Source organism: Glaesserella australis, from assembly GCF_003260095.1.
GTDB classification, from domain to species: Bacteria; Pseudomonadota; Gammaproteobacteria; order Enterobacterales; family Pasteurellaceae; genus Glaesserella; species Glaesserella australis.
In genome coordinates this window covers 158345-181728 of record NZ_PTPX01000014.1, presented here as the reverse complement: position 1 = coordinate 181728, position 23384 = coordinate 158345, and the positions used below count along the sequence as shown (strand labels likewise).

Here is a 23384-nt window from a genome sequence, read left to right as displayed (position 1 = left end):
TAAGGGCGGGGATAAATCCTGCCCCTACGAGTTGGATGTTTTGTACAGCTATTTTTTATTTCTTCCACCCCTTCAACGCATCAGCAAAGGCATTATTGCCAAAACTTTGGCGTTCAGGCTTTTGCGAGCGGTCGGATTTGCTAAATTCTTTGCGTTTCTCACCGCTTGTGTCACGTTTATCCGTAGGCTTATCGTCTAAACGCATTGTCAGGGCGATACGTTTACGGGCTGCATCGACTTCCAACACTTTGACTTTAACCACATCGCCTGTTTTGACCACTTGGTGCGGATCTTCCACAAAGCTGTTGGATAGCATTGAAATATGCACTAAGCCGTCTTGGTGTACGCCAATATCGACAAACGCCCCAAAATTCGTCACGTTGGTGACGGTTCCCTCTAAAATCATACCGACTTTTAAGTCGCTGATCTCTTCTACGCCGTCCATAAAGGTTGCCGTTTTGAACTCGCCCCGTGGATCTCGTCCTGGTTTTTCCAGTTCTTTAAAAATATCATTGACGGTCGGCAAGCCAAACTGTTCGTCCACAAAATCTTTCGCATTTAAGCTGTGAATTTTGGTGGCATTGCCCATTAAGTCGCCTAAGGTTGAAGCGGTCGCTTGCAAGATTTTTTCGACCACAGGATAGGCTTCAGGGTGAACGCTAGACGCATCAAGCGGGTTCTTTCCGCCTAAAATTCGCATAAAGCCCGCACACTGTTCAAAGGCTTTCGGACCTAAGCGAGCGACTTTTTTCAGGTCAGCACGAGAGTTAAAACGCCCGTTTTCATCACGGTATGCCACGATATTTTGAGCCAACGTTTTGCTCATTCCAGCCACACGAGCCAGAAGCGGTGCGGAAGCGGTATTCAGATCCACGCCCACCGCATTTACACAATCTTCCACCACCGCATCAAGTTTGCGAGCTAGTTGCGACTGATTAACATCGTGCTGATATTGCCCTACACCAATGGCTTTTGGTTCAATTTTTACCAATTCTGCCAACGGATCTTGTAAACGGCGAGCGATCGACACAGCCCCACGCAATGAAACATCAAGCTCAGGGAACTCAGCCGCTGCAAGCTCTGACGCAGAATAGACCGAAGCCCCAGCTTCACTCACTACCACCGTTTGCGGTTTGTTCTCTTTGATCTCTTTAATCACTTCTTTAGCAAAACGTTCCGTTTCACGAGAAGCCGTACCGTTACCAATCGCAATCAAATCCACATTATGCTGTTTGATAAGTTTATAAATGGTCACCATTGCAGCGTCCATTTGTCCTGTATGTGGATAAATCGTTGCCGTGTCCAACAATTTGCCCGTGTTATCCACAACTGCCACTTTCACCCCTGTACGCAAACCAGGGTCTAAGCCCATTGTGTTTCTCGCCCCAGCAGGTGCAGCCATTAATAATGCTGACAGGTTACGGGCAAACACGTCAATCGCCTCTTCTTCCGCTTTCTCACGCAACGCCGCCATTAATTCGGTTTCAAGGTGTAGCAAGGCTTTGATTTTCCACGTCCACGCAATCACTTGCGAACGCCAGTGATCCGCAGGCTGTTGGCGAAGTTGCACGCCCAAATGCTCACGAATAATCTCCTCGCAATAGCTTGAGCGACTGCCTTCTTCCGCATCAGGATCGGCATTTAAATTCAGCGACAACACGCCCTCGTTACGCCCACGGAACATCGCTAAAGCTCGGTGAGACGGCACATTTTTCAACGGCTCACTGTGAGCAAAATAGTCACGGAATTTCTCGCCCTCTTGCTCTTTGCCCTCGATCACTTTCGCTTCAAGGGTGGCATTAGCGGTGAGATATTGACGCAATTTTGCAAGCAGTTCGGCATCTTCCGAAAAACGTTCCATTAAAATATATCTCGCCCCGTCAAGTGCTGATTTCACATCGGCAACGCCTTTATCCGCATCAACATAGCTTTCTGCCAACACTTCAGGCACTTGGCTTGGATCATTCCAAAGGCTCTCCGCCAACGGCTCAAGCCCTGCTTCAATCGCAATTTGCCCACGGGTACGGCGTTTCGGTTTATAAGGCAAATAGAGATCTTCCAACTCTGTTTTACTTTGGGTTTGCTCGATCTTCTCACGCAATTCATCGGTGAGCTTTCCTTGTTCTTCAATGGATTTCAGAATGGTTTGACGGCGGTCGTTCAGCTCACGCAAATAGAGCAAACGGGTCTCAAAATGGCGAAGTTGGGTATCGTCCAAACCGCCCGTAACTTCCTTACGATAACGCGCGATAAACGGAATGGTATTGCCCTCGTCAAGCAAGGTCATCGCCGCAAAAATTTGTTCAGATCGCACCGCTAGCTCGGTGGCAATAATTTGGCTGATTTGGTGATTGAGTTCTGTCATTGTCTTTCCTGTAAAATAACATCAATTTGCCGGCTATTTTAACAGGGAAATGGGGAAATAGCGAAAGGGGGGGATTTTTGAGAAGTTTGAAAATTTTAACCTAAGTAAAAATTCCATCTAAATAAAATTTATTAGATAGCATTTTCAATTTAAATGGTAATTTGTCAGCTTTCATCAATATTATTTTATGTCATTACATAATAGTAAGTTTTAATACTAATTTCTTTCCTTTTCTAAAAATCTTTGTATAATGCCTAAAATTAGTAAATTTTAGGACTACTTAATGAACCACTTTGACGAATTGGGCAATTGCATTAGCGAAATGGACAATGCCCTAAACCATTGGATAAGCAAATTAGGCTTAAATTACAATCACTTTGCCGTGCTGTATGCGTTGGCACAAACGGTAAAAAACGGCTGTACGCAAAAGCAAATTTGCGAAGATTGGTATTTGCCCAAACAAACCGTTTTCAATATTTGCAAAGAATACAAAGAGAAAGGCTGGATTGAATTTGCCGAAAGTGCCAACGATAAACGCGAAAAAATCATGCACTTAACCGAATCAGGCAAAACCCAAGCCGAGCCGATTTTTCACGCCACACGCTCGGTGAGCGAACTTGCCTTTGCCGAATTTGGCGATGAAAAAATCGTGCAATTATTTACGCTGATGCGTGAATTTAGTGCCACATTTAACCAAAAAATTGATGAATATGAACACGATAAATCCTGATGTAACGCTTGAACCTAACATGGTTCGCACTTTAAAAAATATCGCCATCACGCATAAAAAACGGCTGTCTGCCACGTTTGCGTTGGTAATGGCGGAAAATTTGCTGTTTTTGTTGTATCCGTTGGTCGGCAGTTTTGCGGTTAATGCGGTATTGCAAGGCGATGTGGTTTCGGCTTTGGCGTATGGTTTGATGGTGTTTGTGATGTGGGCGGTGGGTTCGGCACGGCGGGCGGTGGATACGCGGGCGTTTACGCGAATTTATAGTGAACTTGCCGTACCTGTGATTTTAAACCAACGAAATCAAGGCTTTGATACGTCCACCACCACGGCACGCGTGGCATTGTCGCGTGAATTTGTGAATTTTTTTGAGCAGCATTTGCCCACCTTAATCACTTCCGCTTTTTCTATTGTGGGGGCGGTGGTGATGTTATTGCTGATTGAATTTTGGTCGGGCGTGGTGGCATTGGCGATTTTGCTGATGTTTGGGGCGATGTTGCCGAAATTTACCCAAGTCAATGACGGCTTGTATTTTAAGCTCAATAACCGCTTGGAAAAGGAAGTGGATTGCGTGGAACGTGCCAAAAATGCCGAACTGATTAAGCATTATCGTTTGGTAGAAAAATTGCGGATTTTGATTTCCAATCGTGAAGCGGTCAGTTATTTGTGTATCGGGGCGGCATTGGGCGTGTTGTTTTGCGTAACGCTGGCGGTACTGACGCTCAAACAAGGGGTAACGGCCGGGCATATTTATGCGGTTATCACCTATCTTTGGACTTTTGCAATGAGCCTTGATGATATGCCGAGACTGACCGAAGAATTATCCAAATTAAAAGATATTGGCAAACGGGTAGATGTGGGATAAAGGGAAGCAAATGGTTGGGATTAGGATATTTTGTGGTTTTATGTAGCAGTTGCATAAATATCCTAGTTATCTTTACACATTTTATTTTAAAATGGGTTCCTTCATTTAAGGAGCTATCAGACTATGTTTACCCCTGAGTTTCATCAAACTCTACCATTACTCGGTATTTTTGTACTATGCTTAGCAGTATCGCATTTTCTTTTGAAACCCTTACCATTGCTTTCCCAGCAATCTGCGAACCGCCACTCGCCTTTAGATGGTTTACGTGGAATTTTAGCATTATCCGTTCTCGTGCATCATTTCTACATTACATTCACATGGAAAACAGGACAGGGCTGGGTCGCACCTAAAATTCATTATCTCAATAACTTAGGTTCAGTATCTGTATCACTATTTTTTATGACTACCGCCTATCTTTTCCTATCCAAAATTAATGCTAATACTACCGATACAACCACTAATAACCAACCTATAAGTTGGCTTAAGTTATTGAAATCCCGATTGAAAAGAATTCTGCCAATGTATCTTTTGATGATTTTAGTGGTTTGTATAATTACGTTATATATACTTCCTTCAGAATATTATACAAGCGGTCAATTTTTCCAGTTTTTGTTCCATTGGTTAAAATTCAATCCAATAGATTTAAATGGCTTTAACTCTGGATTTATTAGCTCTCATGCCCAATGGACATTAATTTATGAATGGGGATTTTATTTCTGCCTGCCATTAATTTATCTATTGTGGCAACAGAAAAAAGTACCATTGTTGATAATTTCACTTGCATCTCTTGTTGCTTTTCTTGTTATCAAAAATACAAATTACTCATTATATTGGCTATTTGTATTAGCATTGCCAAGTGTCGTTTGCAAAACAGCTATCCAACAATTTGTAAAGCAGTATCAGCATTATCTGCATCTACCAATGGTAGTGTTATTTAGCTATATTTTTTTCTTTACACAAGGTTATTCTGCTGAGCAAATGTGTCTCATCGCAGTTGGATTTGCCTTAATTTCAAACGGATACAGTTTTGGTGGCTTATTAAATACTATGGGACTAAGAAAGCTTGGTGAGATAAGCTATAGCATTTATCTTAGTCATGGGATTTATCTCTATTTAGCGTTCAGTCTGTTTAATCTCTACGATTTCAATCACGCTAATTTAGACACATTTATTTACTATCTCCCCATGGTCTATTTTGTAACAGTGATCAGTAGTATTCTGACATATTGGTTTATTGAGCGACCTTTTTTAAAACATTAGAGAATTGCACTGTGTTGTCTTAACTATTTAATGTTTGGCAAGCATCTTTTCAGAGAAAGTTATAGTTTTTACCATTTGCAAATTTCTCTGAAAATCCCACCGCTTGTCATTTATTTGTTCTATATCGCTTTTGCTCTATTGGCATCAACCCCAACGCCATACTCGCCCCAATCATCACTACAACGGCGAACAGCAGTTGTGCCAACGCAATTTTTTCTCCAAGTAACAAATAAGCGATAAATGCCGTAGAAATCGGCATAAGTAGCTCAAGCACTTGATAGGTAACAATGCCTTGTTGTTGAATGATGTGAAAAGTCAGCACCATTCCAGCTCCAATAGCATAAATACCGACAAGGATCAGGCTTATCAGTAGAAAGGTAGAAATAAGGCTTAATTCAGACAGCTTGCCACTTTGTTGGCTTAACAGCAGGCTTAATAGCCCTGCTGTGAGCGATGTCAGAAAGCTAAGGGTAGCGACATTAATTTGATGATTAATGAATTTCACCAACAAATTTTGCACATTGCGGATCAAAATCGAGAGTAAAAGGAAAAAAGAACCGACTAGAAAATAATCACCGACCTCAATCGTTTTTCCATACCACACAAACCCCAACGCACCGGAGATCGTGAGAAAACTGCCGATCCAAAAGGTTTTGTTTTTGAGTTTTTGCCGTTCATCTTGAAAGAAAATCGCTGCTACTAAAATCCCAAAGGGCATTGCAAGAACGCCTGAAACCGAAGCTGTAACGGCATTTGTCAAAGCCACGCCTTTCAGCCAGAAATACATATTGGCACACATCATGATGCCCATAACCACGCCAATCAGCGCAAGTTTTGGCTGTGCTATCAGCTTGCGCAAATCATACCGATATTTCAGCCACACCAACCCTAGCAACACCAAGCCACCAACGGTAAATCGCACGCCGTTATTGTTGAGAGCGTCAAAGTGGAGACTAAAATAGCGAAGCAAAACGATGTTCAAACCAATCGCAAACACATAGAGAAAATTCAATATCAGGGGATTTTTCCACATAATCAGGATAAAATAGCGAAAGATAGGCTATTTTAGCAATTTCACATAAAAAGGGCGATATGAAACAATACGATGCAATTATTATCGGGGCGGGGGCGGCTGGACTATTCTGTGCGGCACAGATCGGGCAAGGCGGTAAATCGGTGTTGGTACTGGATAACGGCAAAAAAATCGGGCGGAAAATTTTGATGTCGGGCGGCGGTTTTTGCAATTTCACCAATTTGGACGTGACGCCAAACCACTATCTTTGCCAAAATCGCCACTTTGTGAAGTCGGCACTCGCTCGCTACACCAACTGGGATTTTATTTCGCTCGTGGCAAGTTACGGCATTGCTTATCACGAGAAAGAGTTAGGACAACTGTTTTGCGATGAAAGCTCGCAGCAGATTGTCGATCTGTTGCAAGCGGAATGTGATAAAGGCAAGGTTGAAATTCAGCTACGACAAGCGGTCGGAAACATTGAAAAATTTGCAAATTTTTTCCATATTCAGACCGCTTGCGAAAGCTACCAAACCGAAAATCTGATTATCGCTACAGGCGGTTTATCAATGGCTGGGCTGGGAGCAAGTCCTTTTGGCTATAAAATAGCCGAACAGTTTGGTATTCCTGTCGTGCCTGTTCGGGCAAGCCTTGTGCCATTTACTTGGAAAGAGAGCGATAAAGCCTTTGCCAGTTTGTCGGGCATTTCGTTGCCTGTATCTGTCAGTAATCGCCATAAAACCTTTAGCAATCAAATGCTTTTTACCCATCGTGGCTTATCGGGTCCTGCGATTTTACAGATTTCAAACTACTGGGATTTAGGTGAAACGGTCGAAATTGATTTACTGCCGTCCGCTTCTATTCCGGATATTTTAAGCGAACTGCGTCAATCTTCGCCGAAATTGCAGTTAAAAACCGTGTTATCTCGCCATTTACCGAAAAAATTGGTCGAACTGTGGATCGAACAACAGATGATTAACGATCAGGTGATTGCCCAATTAAGTAAATCTGATCTTACTGCATTAGATCAGTTGATCCACCACTGGCACTTCTTACCCAACGGCACCGAAGGCTATCGCACCGCAGAAGTGACAATGGGCGGCGTAGATACCGATTATCTTTCATCAAAAACAATGGAAGCGAAAAATGTGTCGGGCTTGTATTTTATCGGCGAAGTATTGGACGTTACAGGCTGGCTCGGTGGTTATAACTTCCAGTGGGCGTGGTCGTCGGCGTTTGCGTGTGCGGAGAGTGTAATAGAAAAAGTATAATTATTTGCTTTTCATCAAACTTACAAAATTTAATGACTTTACGATTTATTCGCATTTACTATACTTTCGCTACTTTAATTTAGCAAATAATAAAGGAATATCGTATGTCTATGGTTACACTCTCTTCCCTTGAAAAAAATGTATCTGCCACAATCCATGACATCGTCTCTAGTCATGTTTTTGGAGAGATAGATAGTATTGTCAGCCGTCGATTAGCTGATCTTGGTTTTTCTAAAGGGATGCTATTGACTATGATTGCAAAAGGTCCATTAGGTAAAGGGCCTTATGTTGTGCGTTTAGGCAATCGAGCGCAGTTTGCTTTGCGTGAACCTGAAGCGAATAAAATTGTGTGTCAGATTTTGGAGAGATGATATGAGTTACTCTATATCATTACTTGGCGCACCAAATTGTGGCAAAACTGCTTTATTTAATAGTCTCACGGGGGCAAACGCCAAAGTCGCCAACTATGCAGGTGTGACTGTCGATAAATTAGAAGGACGCTTTATTGATGATGCCAATATCCGCATTGTTGATTTACCGGGAACCTACAGCCTAAGAACCACAAGCCCAGATGAAGCCGTTGCCCGAGATGTAGTTTTAGGGAAAATCGGGCAGCGACCTAATGCGATTATTGCCGTTGCTGATGCAACCAATTTGCGTATGACTCTGCGAATGGTGTTGGAAATCAAAACCTTAGGATTGCCGATACTCGTTGCTCTTAATTTAAGCGATATTGCACGTTCAAGGGGATTACAAATTGACACAGACAAACTGAGCCAATTACTTGAAGTCCCCGTATTAGAAACCGTTGCGATAAAAAAAGAGAGTATTTCATCACTGCGTGAAGCGATTAAGGCTTTACCATATCAACAATCCACTCCCCTAGATACTGCTGATGCAGAGCAACAATTAGAGCAACTTGATAGCCAACAGCTTTACCAACAAGTTGAGCAGATTCTTGCTGATGTTGTTAAACGTGACATAGAGTTACCAAAATGGCACGAACATTTGGATAAAATAGTGATGCACCCTGTATGGGGGATTGCTCTGCTCTTAGTTATTTTACTGTTAGTGTTTCAAGCGGTCTATTCGTGGGCAGAACCTGCAATGGGGCTGATTGAAGATCTGTTTGGCACTCTTGGAGAATGGGTGGAAAGCACATTGCCTGAAGGGATTTTAGCGGATCTGATCGTTAATGGCATTATTGCTGGCGTCGGTGGCGTATTAGTCTTTTTACCACAAATCACTATTCTATTTGCCTTTATTTTAGTGTTAGAAGATTCAGGTTATCTACCTAGAGCCGCATTCTTACTGGATAATTTCCTTGCTAAAAGTGGGCTTTCAGGGAGAGCATTTATCCCACTACTCTCAAGTTTTGCTTGTACTGTCCCTGCGGTAATGTCCGCCAGAACCATTCAAGATCCACGAGAACGACTTGTCACCATAGCGATAGCCCCAATGCTCACTTGCTCTGCTCGTTTGCCTGTCTATGCACTCATCATTGCGGCAATCATTCCTGAACAAACTGTTTGGGGGATTTTCAACTTACAAGGCTTAACACTCTTTGGACTCTATTTTATCGGTATTTTATCAGCAGGATTAGCGGCTTATGTCACAAAACGTTTCGCCTTACGCAAAGGCGGGCTTCAACACTTCCCATTGCTTATGGAACTGCCAACCTACCGTATGCCAAACTTCCGCCATATTTGTTTAAGCTTATGGGATAGAGTGAGTGCATTTTTAAAACGTGCAGGGACTGTTATTTTTGCATTAAGCGTTATTTTATGGTTCTTAGTCACATTCCCTGCGCCCCCTGAAAGTGCGGCAGCCCCTGACATTGATTATACCTTTGCCGGTATGTTAGGGCATTTCATCGAACCTATCTTTGCCCCGCTCGGTTTCACTTGGCAAATGTGTATTGCCATGATACCCGGCATTGCAGCACGAGAAGTTGTGGTCGCCGCCTTAGGTACGGTTTACGCAATGAGTGGCTCTGAAGATCAGATTGTTGATGCACTTATCCCTGTTGTAAATAATGATTGGGGCTTACCGGTAGCGCTTGCCTTTATCACTTGGTATATCTATGCACCAATGTGTATGGCAACACTTGCTGTAATCAAACGTGAAACGAAGTCCACCAAACAGACGGCACTTATCACAGCTTATCTCTTTGCGTTGGCTTATATTTTCGCCCTTGTGGTATATCACATTGCTTTGAGGATTGTATGATGATTCAGAATATTATTGTGGGTGTTATTGTTGTCGCTTGTGTCGGCTACATTGTATGGAAATTCGTCTTAAACCGTAAACGCAACTTATGTAGTGGCTGCGATAAATGTTGTGGTAAGAAAGGTCAAGGTGGATGTCATGGAGAGAGTTGACTTGCAAAAATAGCACATAAATGACCGCTTGTTTCCATAACAAGCGGTGAGATCTGAAAAAAAATTTTGCAAAACCTATTTACTGTTTATAAAAACAGTTTTACTATATACCCATACAGTATTCGTATGGGTATTTTCTTATGCTAACTCAATTAACTATCAACAATTTTGCTATCGTTCGCCATTTAACCCTTGAACTAAATGAAGGAATGTCTGTGATTACAGGGGAAACAGGTGCGGGGAAATCTATCGGGATTGATGCTCTTGGCCTATGTTTAGGCTATCGCTCTGAAAGCAGTATGATCCGCAATGGTGCGGATAAAGCCGATATTTCGGCGACTTTCTCTATGCAGCCAAATAGCCCTGCTTACTTATGGCTAAAAGAGCATGAGTTACTCGATGAAGATAACCCACACGAATGTATTTTACGTCGAATGATCAACCAAGAAGGACGTTCCAAAGCCTTTGTAAATAATCATCCTTTACCTGTATCTCAACTGCGAGAGTTAGGGCAATATCTTATTCATCTCAATGGTCAACATGCTCCACAATTATTGCTCAAAAGCGAATATCAACTTGAAGTAGTGGATAATTATGCCAACTTGCATACGCTTTTGGTGGAAATGTCCGCACAATATCAAACCTGGAAAAAATTGCATAAACAGGTCAAAAATTTTCATCAACAATGCCAAGAAAATGAAGCTCGTAAACAATTATTGCAGTATCAAGTTGAAGAATTAGATGAATTTGCCATTAAAGAGAACGAATTTGAGCAACTAGAAGAAGATCATGCTCGTCTAGCCAATTCAGAACAACTGACAGAGCTTTCGCAGTCTGTTCTTAATTTATTGAGTGATGATAATGCCAATGTGGACTCAATGCTTTATCGTGCTATCCGAGATTTAGAAGAGCTGGTTGAAGTCGATAGCCAGTATCAATCTGCGCTAGATATGCTGAATGAAGCGTTGATTCAAGTGCAGGAAGCAAGCTCAGAAATTAATCACTTAGCAAATAAAATTGAGCAAGACCCCGAATTGTTACAGGAATTAGATCAACGTATAAGCAAAACAATACAACTGGCTCGTAAACACCACGTTGTACCAGAAAAACTATGGCAGAAACATATTGAATTACAACAAGAGCTTCAAACCTTACTAGATTTCGCTGATAACGAAGAGCAATTAATTGCAGATGAACAACAAGCCCATCAGCAATGTCTTGATTTAGCTGAAAAAATTTATCAAAAACGTGTTGAAGCAGGGCAGAAACTCGCTGCTCAAGTAACGAAGCAGATCAAACAACTTGCGATGGAAAATGGCGAATTTTTCATTGATATTCAGCATAATCTCGACAAATTATCTGCTAATGGGGCAGATTTTGTTGAATTTAACTTACGCAGTAACTTAGGGCAAAATGCTCAACCGTTAGCCAAAATTGCTTCTGGCGGTGAGCTATCCCGTATTTCTCTTGCGGTACAAGTACTTACCGCCAATAAACTTTCGACACCGACCATTATTTTTGATGAAGTCGATGTAGGAATTAGTGGACCAACAGCAACAGTGGTCGGTCGATTATTGCGTCAGTTGGGCAAAAAATGCCAAGTGTTATGTGTCACGCACTTACCGCAAGTGGCAAGCCACGGACATCATCATTTTAATGTACAAAAACAGGTCGAAAATAACCAAACTGAGACCAAAATGAGCTTGCTTACTCCAAAAGAACGTGTAAAAGCTTTAGCAAGATTACTCGGTGGAGAGAAAATTACAGATACTGTCCTAGCCAATGCACAAGAGATGTTAGATTTGGCGGAAAGAGACTAAATGTTTTCAAGGTCGGGAACAATGCCCGACCTATATTGAGACTAAGAGAGAAAAAGTAAATACTACTTAGAGATAGAGAGCACTTCTGCTTTTAACTTACGAATAAGGTCAGCATTTGCTGGTGGAAATTGACCTTCATCCAACTCTTGTTGAGCAATCCAAAAACCTTCTTGCCCTTCTCGTCCGAAAGGCTCACCAACCCATTCTTCCACCAAATAGAAGAAAAACTCAATTACTTTAGTTGGATATTCAAAATGAAAATGGTCATAAGGAAATGCACTTAAGACGTGAATACCAATCTCTTCTTCCAACTCCCGACGTAATGCATCTTCTGGCATTTCGCCCTGCGCCACTTTCCCACCAGGAAACTCTAAGGCTTGGGCAAAATCTTGCCCTTCAAGACGTTGGGTTAAATAAATCTGTCCAAATTCATTACGAATAATACCGGCAGACACTTGAATTAACGGTTTAGACATATCAATTCATTCCTTTCGTTAAAATGAAAGCGGTCGGATTTGCAAACACTTTTACAAATCCGACCGCTTGTCAATTACGCATACTTCGCTTTACTACCGTGGCAATGCTTGTATTTTTTACCTGAACCACAAGGGCAAGGCTCATTGCGTCCGATGTGTAAATCGCTAAAATCTTGTTCTTCACCTTCGGCGTGATAGTGAGAAGACTCTTGCTCAGCGTGAGCTTGTCTTTCCTGCTCTGCTTGTTCCACTTCTTCAGGGCTACGCACTTGAATACGGCTTAATACGCTGATCACGTTTGATTTTAAGTGATCAAGCATATCAGTAAACATCGCAAACGACTCTTTTTTGTACTCTTGTTTCGGATCTTTTTGTGCATAACCACGCAAATGGATCCCTTTGCGTAAGTAGTCCATCGCAGACAAATGCTCTTTCCAAAGCTCGTCTAAGTTCTGCAACATCACGCCTTTTTCAAAGCTACGCATCACTTCTGCGCCAACCATGGCTTCTTTTGCTTCATATTGCTCTTTGGCAATGTTGATGATACGTTCACGCAAGGTATCTTCGTGTAGATCGCTCTCTTCATCTAACCATTTTACAATCGGAAGATCCATGCCAAACTCTTGTCTTAAGCGGTTTTCTAAGGCTGGTACGTCCCACATCTCTTCAATAGATTGCGGTGGAATGTATTGGTCAATTACCGCATTAAACACATCTTCACGCACGGTGTTGATCATCGCTGAAATATCATCTGTTTCAAGCAAGTAGTTGCGCTGTTCGTAAATCGCTTTACGCTGTTCATTCGCCACATCATCATATTGGAGAAGCTGCTTACGTCCGTCAAAGTTGTGCGCTTCGACTTTTGCTTGAGCAGACGCAATCACTTTGGTGAGTAACTTCGACTCCATTGCTTCGCCTTCTTCAGTAAAGGCTTTACGCATCATATTAAGCTTGCCTTCGTTGAGATAAATACGCATTAGGGCATCATCAAGAGAGAGATAGAAACGTGATGAACCCGGGTCGCCCTGACGACCTGAACGTCCACGCAACTGGTTGTCAATACGGCGAGACTCGTGGCGTTCTGTACCGATAATGTGCAAACCGCCCGCTTGCATCACGATGTCGTGACGTTCCTGCCATTTCGCTTTGATTTCGTCAATCTGTTCTTGGGTCGGATTTTCTAACTTGGCAATTTCTGCTTTCCAGTTACCGCCAAGCACAATATCCGTACCACGACCAGCCATATTGGTCGCAATGGTAACCGCCCCTGGATAACCTGCGTCCGCCACAATTTCCGCTTCTTGTGCGTGGAATTTCGCATTTAACACTTTATGCGGAATACCCGCTTGTTTTAAGGCATCAGATAAGGCTTCCGATTTTTCAATCGAAATAGTCCCGACTAACACAGGCTGATTGCGAGCGATACAATCTTGAATATCCTTAATCACCGCTTGGAATTTTTCAGGTTCGCTCTTGAACATTAAGTCGGTTTTATCATCACGGATCATCGGGCGGTTAGTTGGAATAACCACTGTGTCTAAGCCATAAATCTGTTGAAATTCAAAGGCTTCCGTGTCGGCTGTCCCTGTCATACCGGCTAATTTTTCATAGAGACGGAAATAGTTTTGGTAAGTGATAGACGCAACGGTTTGGTTTTCGCCTTGAATGTTCACTTTTTCTTTCGCTTCAATCGCTTGGTGTAAGCCATCAGACCAACGGCGACCTGCCATTGTACGCCCTGTATGTTCGTCAATGATCACAATTTCACCGTCTTTGACGATATAATCCACATTCACTTCAAACAATTTGTGGGCGCGTAACGCCGCATAAACGTGGTGCAACAAGCTGATACGAGCTGGGTGATAGAGACTTTCCCCTTCGTGCATCAAGCCCATTTCCGTCAAAAGATTTTCCACTTTTACCTGACCACGCTCGGTCAAATGTGCCTGTTTACTTTTCAAATCTAAAGTGAAGTCGCCTTCGCCCGTATATTCTTCGGTATCTTCTTTATCTTGAGCGATCAAATGGGGGATCACTTTATCAATCGCTTGATAGATTTGGGTCGCATCTTCCGCAGGCCCTGAAATAATTAACGGCGTACGAGCTTCATCAATCAAAATCGAGTCCACTTCGTCCACTAAAGCATAGTGCAACGGACGTTGGAAACGCTCTTCTTTGCTATGAGCCAAATTATCACGCAGATAGTCAAAGCCCAATTCGCTGTTAGTTGCATAGGTAATGTCAGCTAAATAGGCTTGGCGTTTCACATCAGACGGCAAGCCTGGAATATTCACCGCCACCGTCATTCCTAAAAACTCAAACAACGGGCGGTTGGTTTCTGCATCTCGGCGAGCCAAATAATCATTGACGGTAACCACGTGAACGCCCTTGCCAGTCAACGCATTTAAGTAGCAAGGTAAGGTTGCGGTTAACGTTTTACCTTCACCCGTACGCATCTCCGCAATGTTTCGTTCGGTCAGTACCATACCGCCGATAAGTTGCACATCAAAATGACGCATACCCAACACACGCTTACTCGCTTCACGCACGGTCGCAAAGGCTTCGTGCAACAAGCTGTCTAAGGTTGCACCGTCTGCAAGGCGTTGTTTAAATTCAGCGGTTTTCGCTTGTAATTGTTCGTCAGTTAATTTCTCAAATTCTGCTTCTAAACGATTAATTTGTGCCACACGTTTGTTCAAACGGCGTAAAGTGCGATCATTGCTACTGCCAAAAATCGCAGTCATTAATTTTGTAAACATAAAATTTTTCCAGTAAATAAAAATGGTTGTAGGGTGGGTCTTGACCCACCACTTACTAAAGATAAATTGACACGGCGGAGCAAATCCACCCGATGTTTCGTAAAATAAGAAGAATTAAACCACAGGCCCCGCCCGAATTGGCGGACTAGCGACACTATCCAAGCGGTAAGATTTTGCAAAAAATTCGCAAAAAACGACCGCTTGTTTAATTGGAGTGATAAGAGGCTGTTGTTCTAAATGTAATAAATGTGCAGCTTCAAGTTCCACTTTTTGAACAGCAGAAAAATCACTTAAACGCAGAACAAGCTGATTTGTTGGAAGTGGCTCACTTTCATTTGCCGATGGCTGAACTGCTGGCAACGCAAAAATTGCCACAATTCCCAAAAAGAATTGCGACAACAAAGCAGGTTTATGAAAGCGACGTAAAAAATTCATTGAAAAATCGAGCGAAAAAATAATGTTGATTATACGACAATTTTTGTAGAATAGGCAGAATATAAGGATAATCTCGTCAAAAACAAGTTAAATAGGTACAAGAGATGAAAAATTCATCAATAAAACATATTCATGATATTTTGCAGAACTCTAATTTGATTAAGATTGTCCAACAAGCTAATGAACTAAATGAGTTAAATCAAAAAATTCAACAATTACTGCCAGAGCAGTATCGTAGACTTTACCGGATTCGAAATTTATCCGATAATTTGCTCACTTTTGAAGTTCAAAGTGCGACAATTCGCCAAGGATTATTGTTACAACAATCCTATTTGCTTAAACTTATTCAAACAGATTTTCCACAAGTTACGGTCTTGCAATTTCAAGTAAACCCAAGCTTTAAATCTGTTTAAACTAAAGAGGATATTAGAATGAAAAAAATCGCATTAGCAACCTTTATTGCAATGTTAAGTGCTTGCTCATTACTCCCACAAAAAAGCGTATCAGGTACTTATCAAGGCACATTACCTTGTGCAGACTGTGAAAAAATTGAGGCCGAACTTGTGTTAAATAGTGATAAAACTTACCAATACAATACGGTTTACTTTAAAAATAAAGAGCAACACCCTTTTACCGAAAAAGGTACTTATGCTTGGGATAATAACAAACCTAATGTTGTCCGTTTAACCAACTCTGATAATCTTGCATTGAAAATTGCTGATACTTTTGTTGAGTTTTGTGATGCTTCAGGCAATACAATCAATAGTAAGCACAATTATAAGTTACAAAAAGTATCACCTAAATGATTGTAACCCGAAACTTATAACCTAAAAAAATCCCCAAACAATGTTTGGGGATAACTTAAAAAATAAGAAAAAAAGTATAAATACTTTAACTTAACCAAGGAAATATCTATGAAAACAGTAAGGAATCTCTCTCATATTGAATGGCGGTGAGAGGGGGATTCGAACCCCCGATACAGTCTCCCATATACACGCTTTCCAGGCGTGCTCCTTCAACCACTCGGACATCTCACCGAATCAATAAAAAATGTGCATTAAAATGCACATCTGAAAGATGATTGAACTATACTGATTTTTTACAGTCTAATCAAGCATTTTCTTCATAAAGAAAAATAAATTATGTTAATGACCATGGCCTAAGCAGTTTGTGGATGCAGGAATCTGTTCATTACGCTCCATCCACTCTTCTGGCGTATAAAGATGTAAAGCCAGTGCATGAACGCCATTCTGTAATTCATCTGCTAAACAAGTATAAACCGCTTGGTGACGAGCAACTGCACGTTTATCCTTAAACAAAGATGATACCATCGTCACTTTAAAATGGGATTCAGCCCCACGGCCAGAACTATGACGATGACTTTCATTTTCAATATGGAGTACATCGGGAAAAAATTGGGATTGTAATTTTGTTACAATTGTATGTTCAACAGACATTTTATTCTCTCTTAGATTTGGCAAATTTTGCAGATGATACTATACTTTATTCGATTTTATCCATATAACTAAAGGAATCTATCATGAAACTCAACAAAAAAGTTATTTTAGCTGTCACAACGCTAAGCGCAGCTTTATTAGCTGGATGTCAAAGTCAGTCGAATACCTTAACCTTCACGACACCGGCGCCTACCGCAATGTTTAATACTCATAACCAAACAGCTTTAGTCAATGTTAGTACACAAGATTTACGTACTTCCGCGGAAGTCGCCAGCTACACAACAGCAGGAAATGTCAATCGCCTTAATGCTGTACCGAGTGTAACACAGCTTTTCCAACAAGCAATGCAACAAAATTTAAATAGCAAAGGTTTTACTATTGTCAATGGCGCAGGTAACGCAAATGTGATTGTGAATGTTCGCAAATTCTTCGCCGATGTTGAACAAGGTAATTTACGTTATAAAGTTAATGCGAATGTCAATGTTGAAGTCGTTGTACAAGGTGCACGTGGAAACTTCGCTAAGAATTTTAATACCTCTCGTGGATACGAAGGGGCGTTTGGTGCAGATAATAACGAAATCCATAAAGTGCTAAGTCAAGCATATAATGATGCCATTTATGCCATCTATAACGATAATGAAGTTGGCAACGCCATTCATCAATTCAAATAATCCGATTTACAAGCGGTGAGATTTTGTAAAAAATTTACAAAATCCGACCGCTTGTTTTCTCTCTAATGAAAAAAACCATGCGAATTCCAAGAATATATCACCCTGAACCTTTAGCGAATCAAAGCCACTGTATTTTGAGTGAAGATGCCTTTAACCACGTTGGTCGAGTACTGCGTATGGGCGAAGGCGCAGAACTGATTTTATTTGATGGTTCTAACCATATTTTTAATGCCGTGATTGAAAGTGTAGGTAAAAAACAGATCAGTGTTGCCATCACGCAAAGTCAATTAGACGATCGAGAATCAACTTTACCGATTCATTTAGGACAAGTGATCTCTCGTGGAGATCGGATGGAATTTACCATTCAGAAATCCGTTGAGTTAGGGGTCACGACTATCACGCCATTATGGTCTGAACGTTGTGGTGTAAAACTAGATGGCGAACGTCAAGATAAAAAAATTCAGCAATGGCAAAAAATTGCGATTGCGGCATGTGAGCAATGCGGGCGTAACATTATTCCTGAAATTCGCCCAATCATGAAATTAACCGATTGGTGTAAAGAACAAGATGGTATGTTGAAGCTGAATTTACACCCTCGTGCAAAATATACCTTGAAATCATTGCCGAACGTACCCAAAGAAGGAGTTAGATTGCTGATTGGCTCAGAAGGTGGGCTTTCTCCAGAAGAAATTGCGATGACAGAGACAGAAAACTTCACCGAAGTTTTATTAGGTAAACGCATTTTACGTACTGAAACTGCTTCCCTTGCTACCATTACAGCATTACAACTGCTTTATGGAGATTTAAGTTAAATGATGAATTTACAAGGACAATTTCTGATTGCCACACCAGAAATGAATGATGAATACTTTGATCGCTCTGTTATCTATATTTGTGAACATAACGAACAAGGGGCGATGGGCATTATGATTAATTCGCCAACGGATTTATCTGTCATGGAACTGTTGGCAAAAATGGATTTCTTGATGGCAAATGAACGCAATTATACGAAAGATCAATTAGTATTAAGTGGAGGTCCTGTTGGGCAAGAGCGTGGCTTTATTTTACATACGCCAACAGAACAATTTTTCCTACATAGCTATCCAACTGCCGATGGATTAACCTTAACGACTTCAGGCGATATTCTTGATACCTTTGGAAGAGAAGATGCGCCTGAACATTTTATTGTCTGTTTAGGTTGCTGTACTTGGAAAGCAGATCAACTAGAAGATGAAATTGCACGAAACTATTGGGTAACCTCTCCTTCATCAAACAAAATTTTGTTTGAAACAGGCTATTTAGATCGTTGGAATGAAGCCAATGCCCTATTAGGTATTGAAGGCATTTTAGGAAAAGCAGGGAGAGCTTAATGAGCCAAACGATTTTAGCTTTTGACTTTGGCACAAACAGCATTGGCTGTGCGGTAGGACAAAGTATCACAGGGACAGCGCAAGGTTTACCCGCATTTAAAGCACAAGATGGCATTCCTAATTGGGATTTAATCGGTAAAGTTATCGCCGAATGGCAACCAGATCTTTTGGTGGTCGGTTTGCCATTAAATATGGACGGTACAGAACAACCGCTCACCCAACGAGCCAAGAAATTTGCGAATCGTTTAAATGGTCGCTTTAACTTACCTGTTGAACTACAAGATGAACGTTTAACCACGGTAGAAGCCCGAGCCGAGATCTTTGCTCGTGGTGGTTTTAAAGCATTAAAAAAGGATAAAGTGGATTCAATTTCCGCTTGTCTGATTTTAGAAAGTTGGTTTGAAAATCAATAAAATTGCAACGTTTTATAACAAAGTGACCGCTTGTTGTATTCAAAAATGGCTGGTTCGACTAAAACTGTCGAGCCAGCCATTGTAGTTTAAAGAGATAAAATCTCTTTTACTGTGAAATTAATTTTTTAACTAAATCAATCAATTGCTGATTTTGAGCAGGTGATAACTTGCCTTCTGAGACAAATTGTACTTTACCGCTTTTATCTAATACCGTAATAAAACTTTCTTTCTCTTTGAGTTTCCATGCATTTTTCACTGTGCTTTTCTGGTCAAGGACAACTTGAGAATGCGGATTCTCTAATTTCCCATCTTCCGCACTGCTTTTTACAAATGCACCTGTGGCAACAATCGCATCATCGGCATTGATAATGGTCGTTGTTTGATATTTTGAACGATCAAAGCCTGCACTTTTAATTGCGTCCATCAACGGCTGATTTTTCTCTTTTACGCTACTTCTACCTGCCAAATGGTGAACTACTCTAACTTTACCTGCTAAAGATGAAGATTGCCATTGACGATAACTCACGTTTTTACCGTTTGCGATTAACTCACCATCTTGCATAACGGCAACTGAAGGTAACGTTTGATTGAGTTGTACATTATGTGCAAATGCAATATTTGCAAAAAATAGACCTAAAACACCCGCTTGTAATACTGTTTTTCTCATTTTTTCCTCTTTTACCATTGAATTTTATCTAAGTAGAAACAATATTTGGCTACCCTATCATAAAAAAGCATTTAAACAGAGCTGATGAGTCTATTTCCTGAATTTCTACTCGTTTAATTATTGATTTTATGCTATTTTATCGGGCGTTTTTCTCACAATTTGAGAAAACTCTATTCTATTTTCTAACATATTGATTTTAAGGAGTTTATATGCAACAAGGCGGCGGAATGGAAATGATCTTTATTTTGGTTGTTTTCGGTCTTATCTTCTATTTTATGATTTATCGCCCACAAGCAAAACGTCAAAAGCAACAACGTGAACTTTTAGCTGGCTTATCAAAAGGTGATGAAGTGCTAACAAGCGGTGGCTTAATTGGTAAAATTAGCAAAGTGACTGCAGATAACGATAATATCGTTATTGCGTTAAATGATACAACTGAAGTGACGATCAAACGTGATTTCGTGGTTGCAGTGTTACCAAAAGGTTCACTCAAATCTCTTTAATTCTTTCCGTGAGAAAGGGGACTTATCGTGTTAAACCGTTTCCCTCTTTGGAAGAACCTAATGGTGATCCTTGTGGTCGCCATTGGTGCTTTATATGCCCTTCCAAATTTATATGGTGAAGACCCATCAGTACAAATTTCAGGTACGCGTGGGCAACAAGCGTCACAAGAGACGCTAACACAAGTGCATTCTGCACTTGGCTCTTTAAACATTACCCCAAAATCTGCCGTTCTCGAAAATGGCTCTATTCTTGTTCGTTTGAATAAAGATGAAGAACAGTTACCAGCGAAAGAGAAAATTGCAGAAGTTTTAGGTAATAACTATTCTGTTGCATTAAATCTTGCGCCTGCGACACCTGAATGGCTAACATCCATCGGTGGTGAACCGATGAAACGTGGTTTAGACTTGCGTGGTGGTGTTCGCTTCCTAATGGAAGTCGATATGAATACTGCATTGGCTAAACAACAAGATCAGCTTCAAGATACCTTACGTAACGATTTCCGTAAGGAAAAATGGCAATACAAAGCGGTTAGAAAAGCAGAAAATTTTGCAAATGAAGTTGAATTTATTGATGCTGACACAGCAGATAAAGCCGTTCGTTATATTCGTAGAACAAATCCAAATCTAGAAGCTACATTTGTTTCTCCAACTGTTGTTCTTTTTGCTCAATCCGCTCAAGGTTTAGCTACTTCTCGCGATTTAGCCATTGAACAAAACTTATCTATCTTACGTAAGCGTGTTGAAGAACTAGGTGTGTCTGAGCCTACTATTCAACGCCAAGGTGCTGATCGTATTGTTGTCGAATTACCTGGTGTACAAGATACAGCAAGAGCAAAAGAAATTCTTGGTGCAACTGCGACTTTAGAATTCCGTCTCGTAAATGTAAATGCGAATGTAGAATCTGCTGCGCGTGGTATCGTTCCTGCCGATTCTGAAGTGAAATATAGTCGAGAAGGTTCTCCAACCGTACTTTATCGTAAAGTCATTTTAGGTGGTGAACATATTATTAATGCAACATCAGGCAAAGACGAAAGAGGCTTACCAAATGTAAGTATTACTCTTGATGCGGCTGGTGGTGATTTAATGTCAAATGCGACTAAATCAGCTGTTGGTAAACCAATGGCAACGCTCTTCAGTGAATTTAAAGACTCTGGACGTCGAGATGCAAATGGTAAAGTGATCTTAGAGAAACATGAAGAAGTGATCAATGTCGCAACCATTAACTCTCGTTTAGGTAGTAGTTTCCAAATCACTGGCATTAATAGTGCCGCAGAAGCGCAAAATCTAGCTGTATTACTTCGTTCAGGAGCATTAATTGCACCTATCGTGATTGTTGAAGAACGAACAATCGGTGCATCTCTAGGTGCAGATAATGTTGCACAAGGGATGGATGCTGGATTATTAGGATTAGGATTAACTATTTTATTCTGTGTCGTGTTCTATAAAGTATTTGGTTTATTTGCAACCGCTGCACTATTAGCAAACTTGGTACTCACGATTGGTTTAATGTCTTTAATTGGTGCAACATTAACTATGCCTGGTATTGCAGGGATTGTTCTTGCGGTAGGGATGTCGATTGATGCTAACGTATTAATTTATGAACGTATCAAAGAAGAAATCCGTAATGGAAGACCAATCCAACAAGCTATTCACGAAGGATATAATGGTGCATTTACGAGTATCTTCGACTCAAACTTAACAACTGTTTTAGTTTCATTAATCCTTTATGCCGTAGGAACAGGTCCTGTAAAAGGCTTTGCTGTTACCCTTGCTTTGGGGGTAATGATCTCTATGTTTACAGCAATTACAGGGACACGTATGTTAGTGAACCTTGTTTACGGCGGTAAACGAGTGAAAAAACTTTGGATTTAAGGGGAATCAAATGACTGTTCAAACAACAGAAAAAGAAGTGGAAATCAAGCTCCCGTATCGTTTGGTTCCTTTTATGAAATACCGAATGATTGCCTTTACTTTCTCAATTATTGTTACGGCATTATGTATTTTTTCGGTAGTAACAAAAGGATTCAACTGGGGATTAGACTTTACTGGCGGAACTGTTATAGAAACTAATTTCTCTCAGCCAGCAGATCTTGCTAAAGTACGTTCAGTATTAGATGAAAGCGGATACTCTAGTGCATTGGTACAAACCTTTGGTGGACAAAAAGACATTATGATCCGTTTACCTGCATCTGCAGGCGATATGACTTTAGGAAATAAAGTCATGGATATTATCCACCAAAAACTCGATCCTGAAGCTAAAATCCAAAGTATTGAGTTTGTAGGACCTAATGTTGGTGAAGAACTTACTCAAGGTGCGATCTACGGAACACTCGCCACCTTAGCAATGCTCTTACTTTATGTCGGTATTCGTTTTGAATGGCGTCTCGCTGCTGGTGGGGTATTGGCATTATTTCATGATGTGATGGTAACTATTGGGATATTCTCTTACCTACAAATTGAGATTGACTTAACCTTCGTTGCAGCAATTTTGTCTGTAGTAGGTTATTCTCTCAATGACAGTATCGTTGTATTTGACCGAGTGCGGGAAAACTTCCCTAAAATTCGCCGTGCAACATCACAAGAAATTATTGATATTTCATTAAGCCAAACACTATCAAGAACATTGATGACATCTGTTACAACATTATTTGTTGTATTAGCACTTTACTGGCTTGGTGGTCCAACGTTGCATAGTTTCTCTCTTGCATTACTCATTGGTATTGCATTTGGTACTTACTCTTCTATTTATGTTGCTGTTGGTGTTGCTCTTGCATTAGGGCTAAAACGTGAACATATGATTCAACCTGTAGTTGAAAAAGAAGGTGCAGATCAGAAATCTTTAACAGATTACTAATCTAAAACTATGTATCTAAACAAAAGAGTTGCTAAAAATTATTTCTATAATTCCTAGCAACTCTTTTTATTTATACAT

24 protein-coding genes and 1 tRNA gene are annotated in these 23384 nt (G+C 40.8%); 17 read left to right on the top strand and 8 right to left on the bottom strand.

The features are described 5' to 3' along the window. Positions 1-55: 55 nt before the first annotated feature. Entirely contained in the window at positions 56-2365 is a 2310-nt protein-coding gene (locus tag C5N92_RS07710; RefSeq protein WP_111750265.1) for a Tex family protein, read from the bottom strand. Positions 2366-2648: 283 nt separating this feature from the next. On the opposite strand from C5N92_RS07710, the gene C5N92_RS07705 reads away from it, so the two are divergent. The 3 genes from C5N92_RS07705 to C5N92_RS07695 all read left to right on the top strand — a co-directional run bounded on the left by C5N92_RS07705 (position 2649) and on the right by C5N92_RS07695 (position 5217). Next, positions 2649-3095, top strand: coding sequence for a MarR family winged helix-turn-helix transcriptional regulator (locus C5N92_RS07705; RefSeq protein WP_111750264.1), 447 nt, complete (start codon positions 2649-2651; stop codon positions 3093-3095). Further along, on the top strand, positions 3076-3957 hold the full coding sequence (locus tag C5N92_RS07700; RefSeq protein WP_202820556.1) for an ABC transporter six-transmembrane domain-containing protein: 882 nt from the start codon (positions 3076-3078) through the stop codon (positions 3955-3957). The genes C5N92_RS07705 and C5N92_RS07700 overlap by 20 nt, the downstream gene beginning before the upstream one ends. A 123-nt stretch (positions 3958-4080) precedes the next feature. Beyond that, positions 4081-5217: an acyltransferase family protein gene (locus tag C5N92_RS07695; RefSeq protein ID WP_111750262.1), complete on the top strand. Its 1137-nt coding sequence runs from the start codon at positions 4081-4083 to the stop codon at positions 5215-5217. Positions 5218-5323: 106 nt separating this feature from the next. Here C5N92_RS07695 and C5N92_RS07690 read toward each other — a convergent pair whose 3' ends face one another. After that, positions 5324-6250, bottom strand: a complete 927-nt coding sequence (locus C5N92_RS07690) for a DMT family transporter (RefSeq protein WP_111750261.1) — start codon at positions 6248-6250, stop codon at positions 5324-5326. A gap of 59 nt (positions 6251-6309) precedes the next feature. On the opposite strand from C5N92_RS07690, the gene C5N92_RS07685 reads away from it, so the two are divergent. The 5 genes from C5N92_RS07685 to recN all read left to right on the top strand — a co-directional run bounded on the left by C5N92_RS07685 (position 6310) and on the right by recN (position 11701). Then, the gene (locus C5N92_RS07685) at positions 6310-7500 is read left to right on the top strand and encodes a BaiN/RdsA family NAD(P)/FAD-dependent oxidoreductase (protein WP_111750260.1); all 1191 of its coding nucleotides are present in this window, start codon (positions 6310-6312) and stop codon (positions 7498-7500) included. Between the two features lie 104 nt (positions 7501-7604). Then, a complete protein-coding gene (locus C5N92_RS07680; protein WP_111750259.1) occupies positions 7605-7871 on the top strand; it encodes a FeoA family protein in 267 nt (88 codons plus the stop codon). Between the two features lies 1 nt (position 7872). Continuing rightward, positions 7873-9729 (top strand): ferrous iron transporter B, encoded by a 1857-nt coding sequence (gene feoB / locus C5N92_RS07675; RefSeq protein ID WP_111750258.1) that lies wholly within the window; start codon positions 7873-7875, stop codon positions 9727-9729. After that, positions 9726-9881: a FeoB-associated Cys-rich membrane protein gene (locus C5N92_RS07670; RefSeq protein WP_238138428.1), complete on the top strand. Its 156-nt coding sequence runs from the start codon at positions 9726-9728 to the stop codon at positions 9879-9881. The genes feoB and C5N92_RS07670 overlap by 4 nt, the downstream gene beginning before the upstream one ends. A 140-nt stretch (positions 9882-10021) precedes the next feature. Further along, complete coding sequence (gene recN, locus C5N92_RS07665) at positions 10022-11701, top strand: DNA repair protein RecN (RefSeq protein WP_111750256.1); 1680 nt, start codon at positions 10022-10024, stop codon at positions 11699-11701. A 62-nt stretch (positions 11702-11763) separates the two neighbouring features. Here recN and mutT read toward each other — a convergent pair whose 3' ends face one another. The 3 genes from mutT to secM form a co-directional block, all read right to left on the bottom strand. Beyond that, positions 11764-12177, bottom strand: a complete 414-nt coding sequence (gene mutT, locus C5N92_RS07660; protein ID WP_111750255.1) for an 8-oxo-dGTP diphosphatase MutT — start codon at positions 12175-12177, stop codon at positions 11764-11766. Positions 12178-12251: 74 nt separating this feature from the next. Further along, positions 12252-14936, bottom strand: coding sequence for a preprotein translocase subunit SecA (gene secA / locus C5N92_RS07655; protein ID WP_111750254.1), 2685 nt, complete (start codon positions 14934-14936; stop codon positions 12252-12254). Between the two features lie 114 nt (positions 14937-15050). Next, positions 15051-15371: a secA translation cis-regulator SecM gene (gene secM / locus C5N92_RS07650; protein WP_111750253.1), complete on the bottom strand. Its 321-nt coding sequence runs from the start codon at positions 15369-15371 to the stop codon at positions 15051-15053. 104 nt (positions 15372-15475) lie between these two features. Between secM and C5N92_RS07645 the strand changes: the two genes are divergently transcribed. Together C5N92_RS07645 and C5N92_RS07640 are read left to right on the top strand one after the other, a co-directional pair. Continuing rightward, positions 15476-15784, top strand: a complete 309-nt coding sequence (locus C5N92_RS07645) for a DciA family protein (protein ID WP_111750252.1) — start codon at positions 15476-15478, stop codon at positions 15782-15784. A gap of 18 nt (positions 15785-15802) precedes the next feature. Continuing rightward, complete coding sequence (locus C5N92_RS07640; protein WP_111750251.1) at positions 15803-16177, top strand: copper resistance protein NlpE; 375 nt, start codon at positions 15803-15805, stop codon at positions 16175-16177. Between the two features lie 141 nt (positions 16178-16318). On the opposite strand, the gene C5N92_RS07635 is transcribed toward C5N92_RS07640, so the two are convergent. Together C5N92_RS07635 and C5N92_RS07630 are read right to left on the bottom strand one after the other, a co-directional pair. After that, positions 16319-16408: transfer RNA gene (locus tag C5N92_RS07635), tRNA-Ser, on the bottom strand. A 108-nt stretch (positions 16409-16516) separates the two neighbouring features. After that, positions 16517-16828 carry a BolA family protein gene (locus tag C5N92_RS07630; protein ID WP_111750250.1) on the bottom strand — a complete coding sequence of 104 codons (312 nt, stop codon included), beginning with the start codon at positions 16826-16828 and terminating at the stop codon, positions 16517-16519. Between the two features lie 83 nt (positions 16829-16911). Here C5N92_RS07630 and C5N92_RS07625 point away from each other — a divergent pair, with 83 nt between their 5' ends. The 4 genes from C5N92_RS07625 to ruvX all read left to right on the top strand — a co-directional run bounded on the left by C5N92_RS07625 (position 16912) and on the right by ruvX (position 19282). Then, a complete protein-coding gene (locus C5N92_RS07625; protein WP_111750249.1) occupies positions 16912-17499 on the top strand; it encodes a YajG family lipoprotein in 588 nt (195 codons plus the stop codon). 77 nt (positions 17500-17576) lie between these two features. Further along, entirely contained in the window at positions 17577-18311 is a 735-nt protein-coding gene (rsmE, locus tag C5N92_RS07620) for a 16S rRNA (uracil(1498)-N(3))-methyltransferase (RefSeq protein WP_111750248.1), read from the top strand. Continuing rightward, positions 18312-18869 (top strand): YqgE/AlgH family protein, encoded by a 558-nt coding sequence (locus C5N92_RS07615; RefSeq protein ID WP_111750247.1) that lies wholly within the window; start codon positions 18312-18314, stop codon positions 18867-18869. Further along, positions 18869-19282, top strand: coding sequence for a Holliday junction resolvase RuvX (ruvX, locus tag C5N92_RS07610; RefSeq protein ID WP_111750246.1), 414 nt, complete (start codon positions 18869-18871; stop codon positions 19280-19282). The genes C5N92_RS07615 and ruvX overlap by 1 nt, the downstream gene beginning before the upstream one ends. 106 nt (positions 19283-19388) lie before the next feature. On the opposite strand, the gene C5N92_RS07605 is transcribed toward ruvX, so the two are convergent. Next, positions 19389-19949, bottom strand: a complete 561-nt coding sequence (locus C5N92_RS07605; protein WP_111750245.1) for a YtfJ family protein — start codon at positions 19947-19949, stop codon at positions 19389-19391. Between the two features lie 209 nt (positions 19950-20158). Here C5N92_RS07605 and yajC point away from each other — a divergent pair, with 209 nt between their 5' ends. Genes yajC through secF form a run of 3 tightly spaced genes read left to right on the top strand, consistent with a single transcriptional unit; the run spans position 20159 to position 23306 of the window. Further along, positions 20159-20452: a preprotein translocase subunit YajC gene (gene yajC, locus C5N92_RS07600; protein WP_111750244.1), complete on the top strand. Its 294-nt coding sequence runs from the start codon at positions 20159-20161 to the stop codon at positions 20450-20452. Between the two features lie 27 nt (positions 20453-20479). Next, positions 20480-22324 (top strand): protein translocase subunit SecD, encoded by a 1845-nt coding sequence (gene secD / locus C5N92_RS07595; RefSeq protein ID WP_111750243.1) that lies wholly within the window; start codon positions 20480-20482, stop codon positions 22322-22324. Positions 22325-22334: 10 nt separating this feature from the next. Continuing rightward, complete coding sequence (gene secF, locus C5N92_RS07590) at positions 22335-23306, top strand: protein translocase subunit SecF (protein WP_111750242.1); 972 nt, start codon at positions 22335-22337, stop codon at positions 23304-23306. Positions 23307-23384 lie beyond the last annotated feature (78 nt).

Excerpts from the sequence above, each read along its gene's own strand:
- C5N92_RS07710 (WP_111750265.1), bottom strand. The coding sequence starts at position 2,365 with ATGACAGAACTCAATCACCAAATCAGCCAAATTATTGCCACCGAGCTA.
- C5N92_RS07705 (WP_111750264.1), top strand. The coding sequence starts at position 2,649 with ATGAACCACTTTGACGAATTGGGCAATTGCATTAGCGAAATGGACAAT.
- C5N92_RS07700 (WP_202820556.1), top strand. The coding sequence starts at position 3,076 with ATGAACACGATAAATCCTGATGTAACGCTTGAACCTAACATGGTTCGC.
- C5N92_RS07695 (WP_111750262.1), top strand. The coding sequence starts at position 4,081 with ATGTTTACCCCTGAGTTTCATCAAACTCTACCATTACTCGGTATTTTT.
- C5N92_RS07690 (WP_111750261.1), bottom strand. The coding sequence starts at position 6,250 with ATGTGGAAAAATCCCCTGATATTGAATTTTCTCTATGTGTTTGCGATT.
- C5N92_RS07685 (WP_111750260.1), top strand. The coding sequence starts at position 6,310 with ATGAAACAATACGATGCAATTATTATCGGGGCGGGGGCGGCTGGACTA.
- C5N92_RS07680 (WP_111750259.1), top strand. The coding sequence starts at position 7,605 with ATGTCTATGGTTACACTCTCTTCCCTTGAAAAAAATGTATCTGCCACA.
- feoB (WP_111750258.1), top strand. The coding sequence starts at position 7,873 with ATGAGTTACTCTATATCATTACTTGGCGCACCAAATTGTGGCAAAACT.
- C5N92_RS07670 (WP_238138428.1), top strand. The coding sequence starts at position 9,726 with ATGATGATTCAGAATATTATTGTGGGTGTTATTGTTGTCGCTTGTGTC.
- recN (WP_111750256.1), top strand. The coding sequence starts at position 10,022 with ATGCTAACTCAATTAACTATCAACAATTTTGCTATCGTTCGCCATTTA.
- mutT (WP_111750255.1), bottom strand. The coding sequence starts at position 12,177 with ATGTCTAAACCGTTAATTCAAGTGTCTGCCGGTATTATTCGTAATGAA.
- secA (WP_111750254.1), bottom strand. The coding sequence starts at position 14,936 with ATGTTTACAAAATTAATGACTGCGATTTTTGGCAGTAGCAATGATCGC.
- secM (WP_111750253.1), bottom strand. The coding sequence starts at position 15,371 with ATGAATTTTTTACGTCGCTTTCATAAACCTGCTTTGTTGTCGCAATTC.
- C5N92_RS07645 (WP_111750252.1), top strand. The coding sequence starts at position 15,476 with ATGAAAAATTCATCAATAAAACATATTCATGATATTTTGCAGAACTCT.
- C5N92_RS07640 (WP_111750251.1), top strand. The coding sequence starts at position 15,803 with ATGAAAAAAATCGCATTAGCAACCTTTATTGCAATGTTAAGTGCTTGC.
- C5N92_RS07630 (WP_111750250.1), bottom strand. The coding sequence starts at position 16,828 with ATGTCTGTTGAACATACAATTGTAACAAAATTACAATCCCAATTTTTT.
- C5N92_RS07625 (WP_111750249.1), top strand. The coding sequence starts at position 16,912 with ATGAAACTCAACAAAAAAGTTATTTTAGCTGTCACAACGCTAAGCGCA.
- rsmE (WP_111750248.1), top strand. The coding sequence starts at position 17,577 with ATGCGAATTCCAAGAATATATCACCCTGAACCTTTAGCGAATCAAAGC.
- C5N92_RS07615 (WP_111750247.1), top strand. The coding sequence starts at position 18,312 with ATGATGAATTTACAAGGACAATTTCTGATTGCCACACCAGAAATGAAT.
- ruvX (WP_111750246.1), top strand. The coding sequence starts at position 18,869 with ATGAGCCAAACGATTTTAGCTTTTGACTTTGGCACAAACAGCATTGGC.
- C5N92_RS07605 (WP_111750245.1), bottom strand. The coding sequence starts at position 19,949 with ATGAGAAAAACAGTATTACAAGCGGGTGTTTTAGGTCTATTTTTTGCA.
- yajC (WP_111750244.1), top strand. The coding sequence starts at position 20,159 with ATGCAACAAGGCGGCGGAATGGAAATGATCTTTATTTTGGTTGTTTTC.
- secF (WP_111750242.1), top strand. The coding sequence starts at position 22,335 with ATGACTGTTCAAACAACAGAAAAAGAAGTGGAAATCAAGCTCCCGTAT.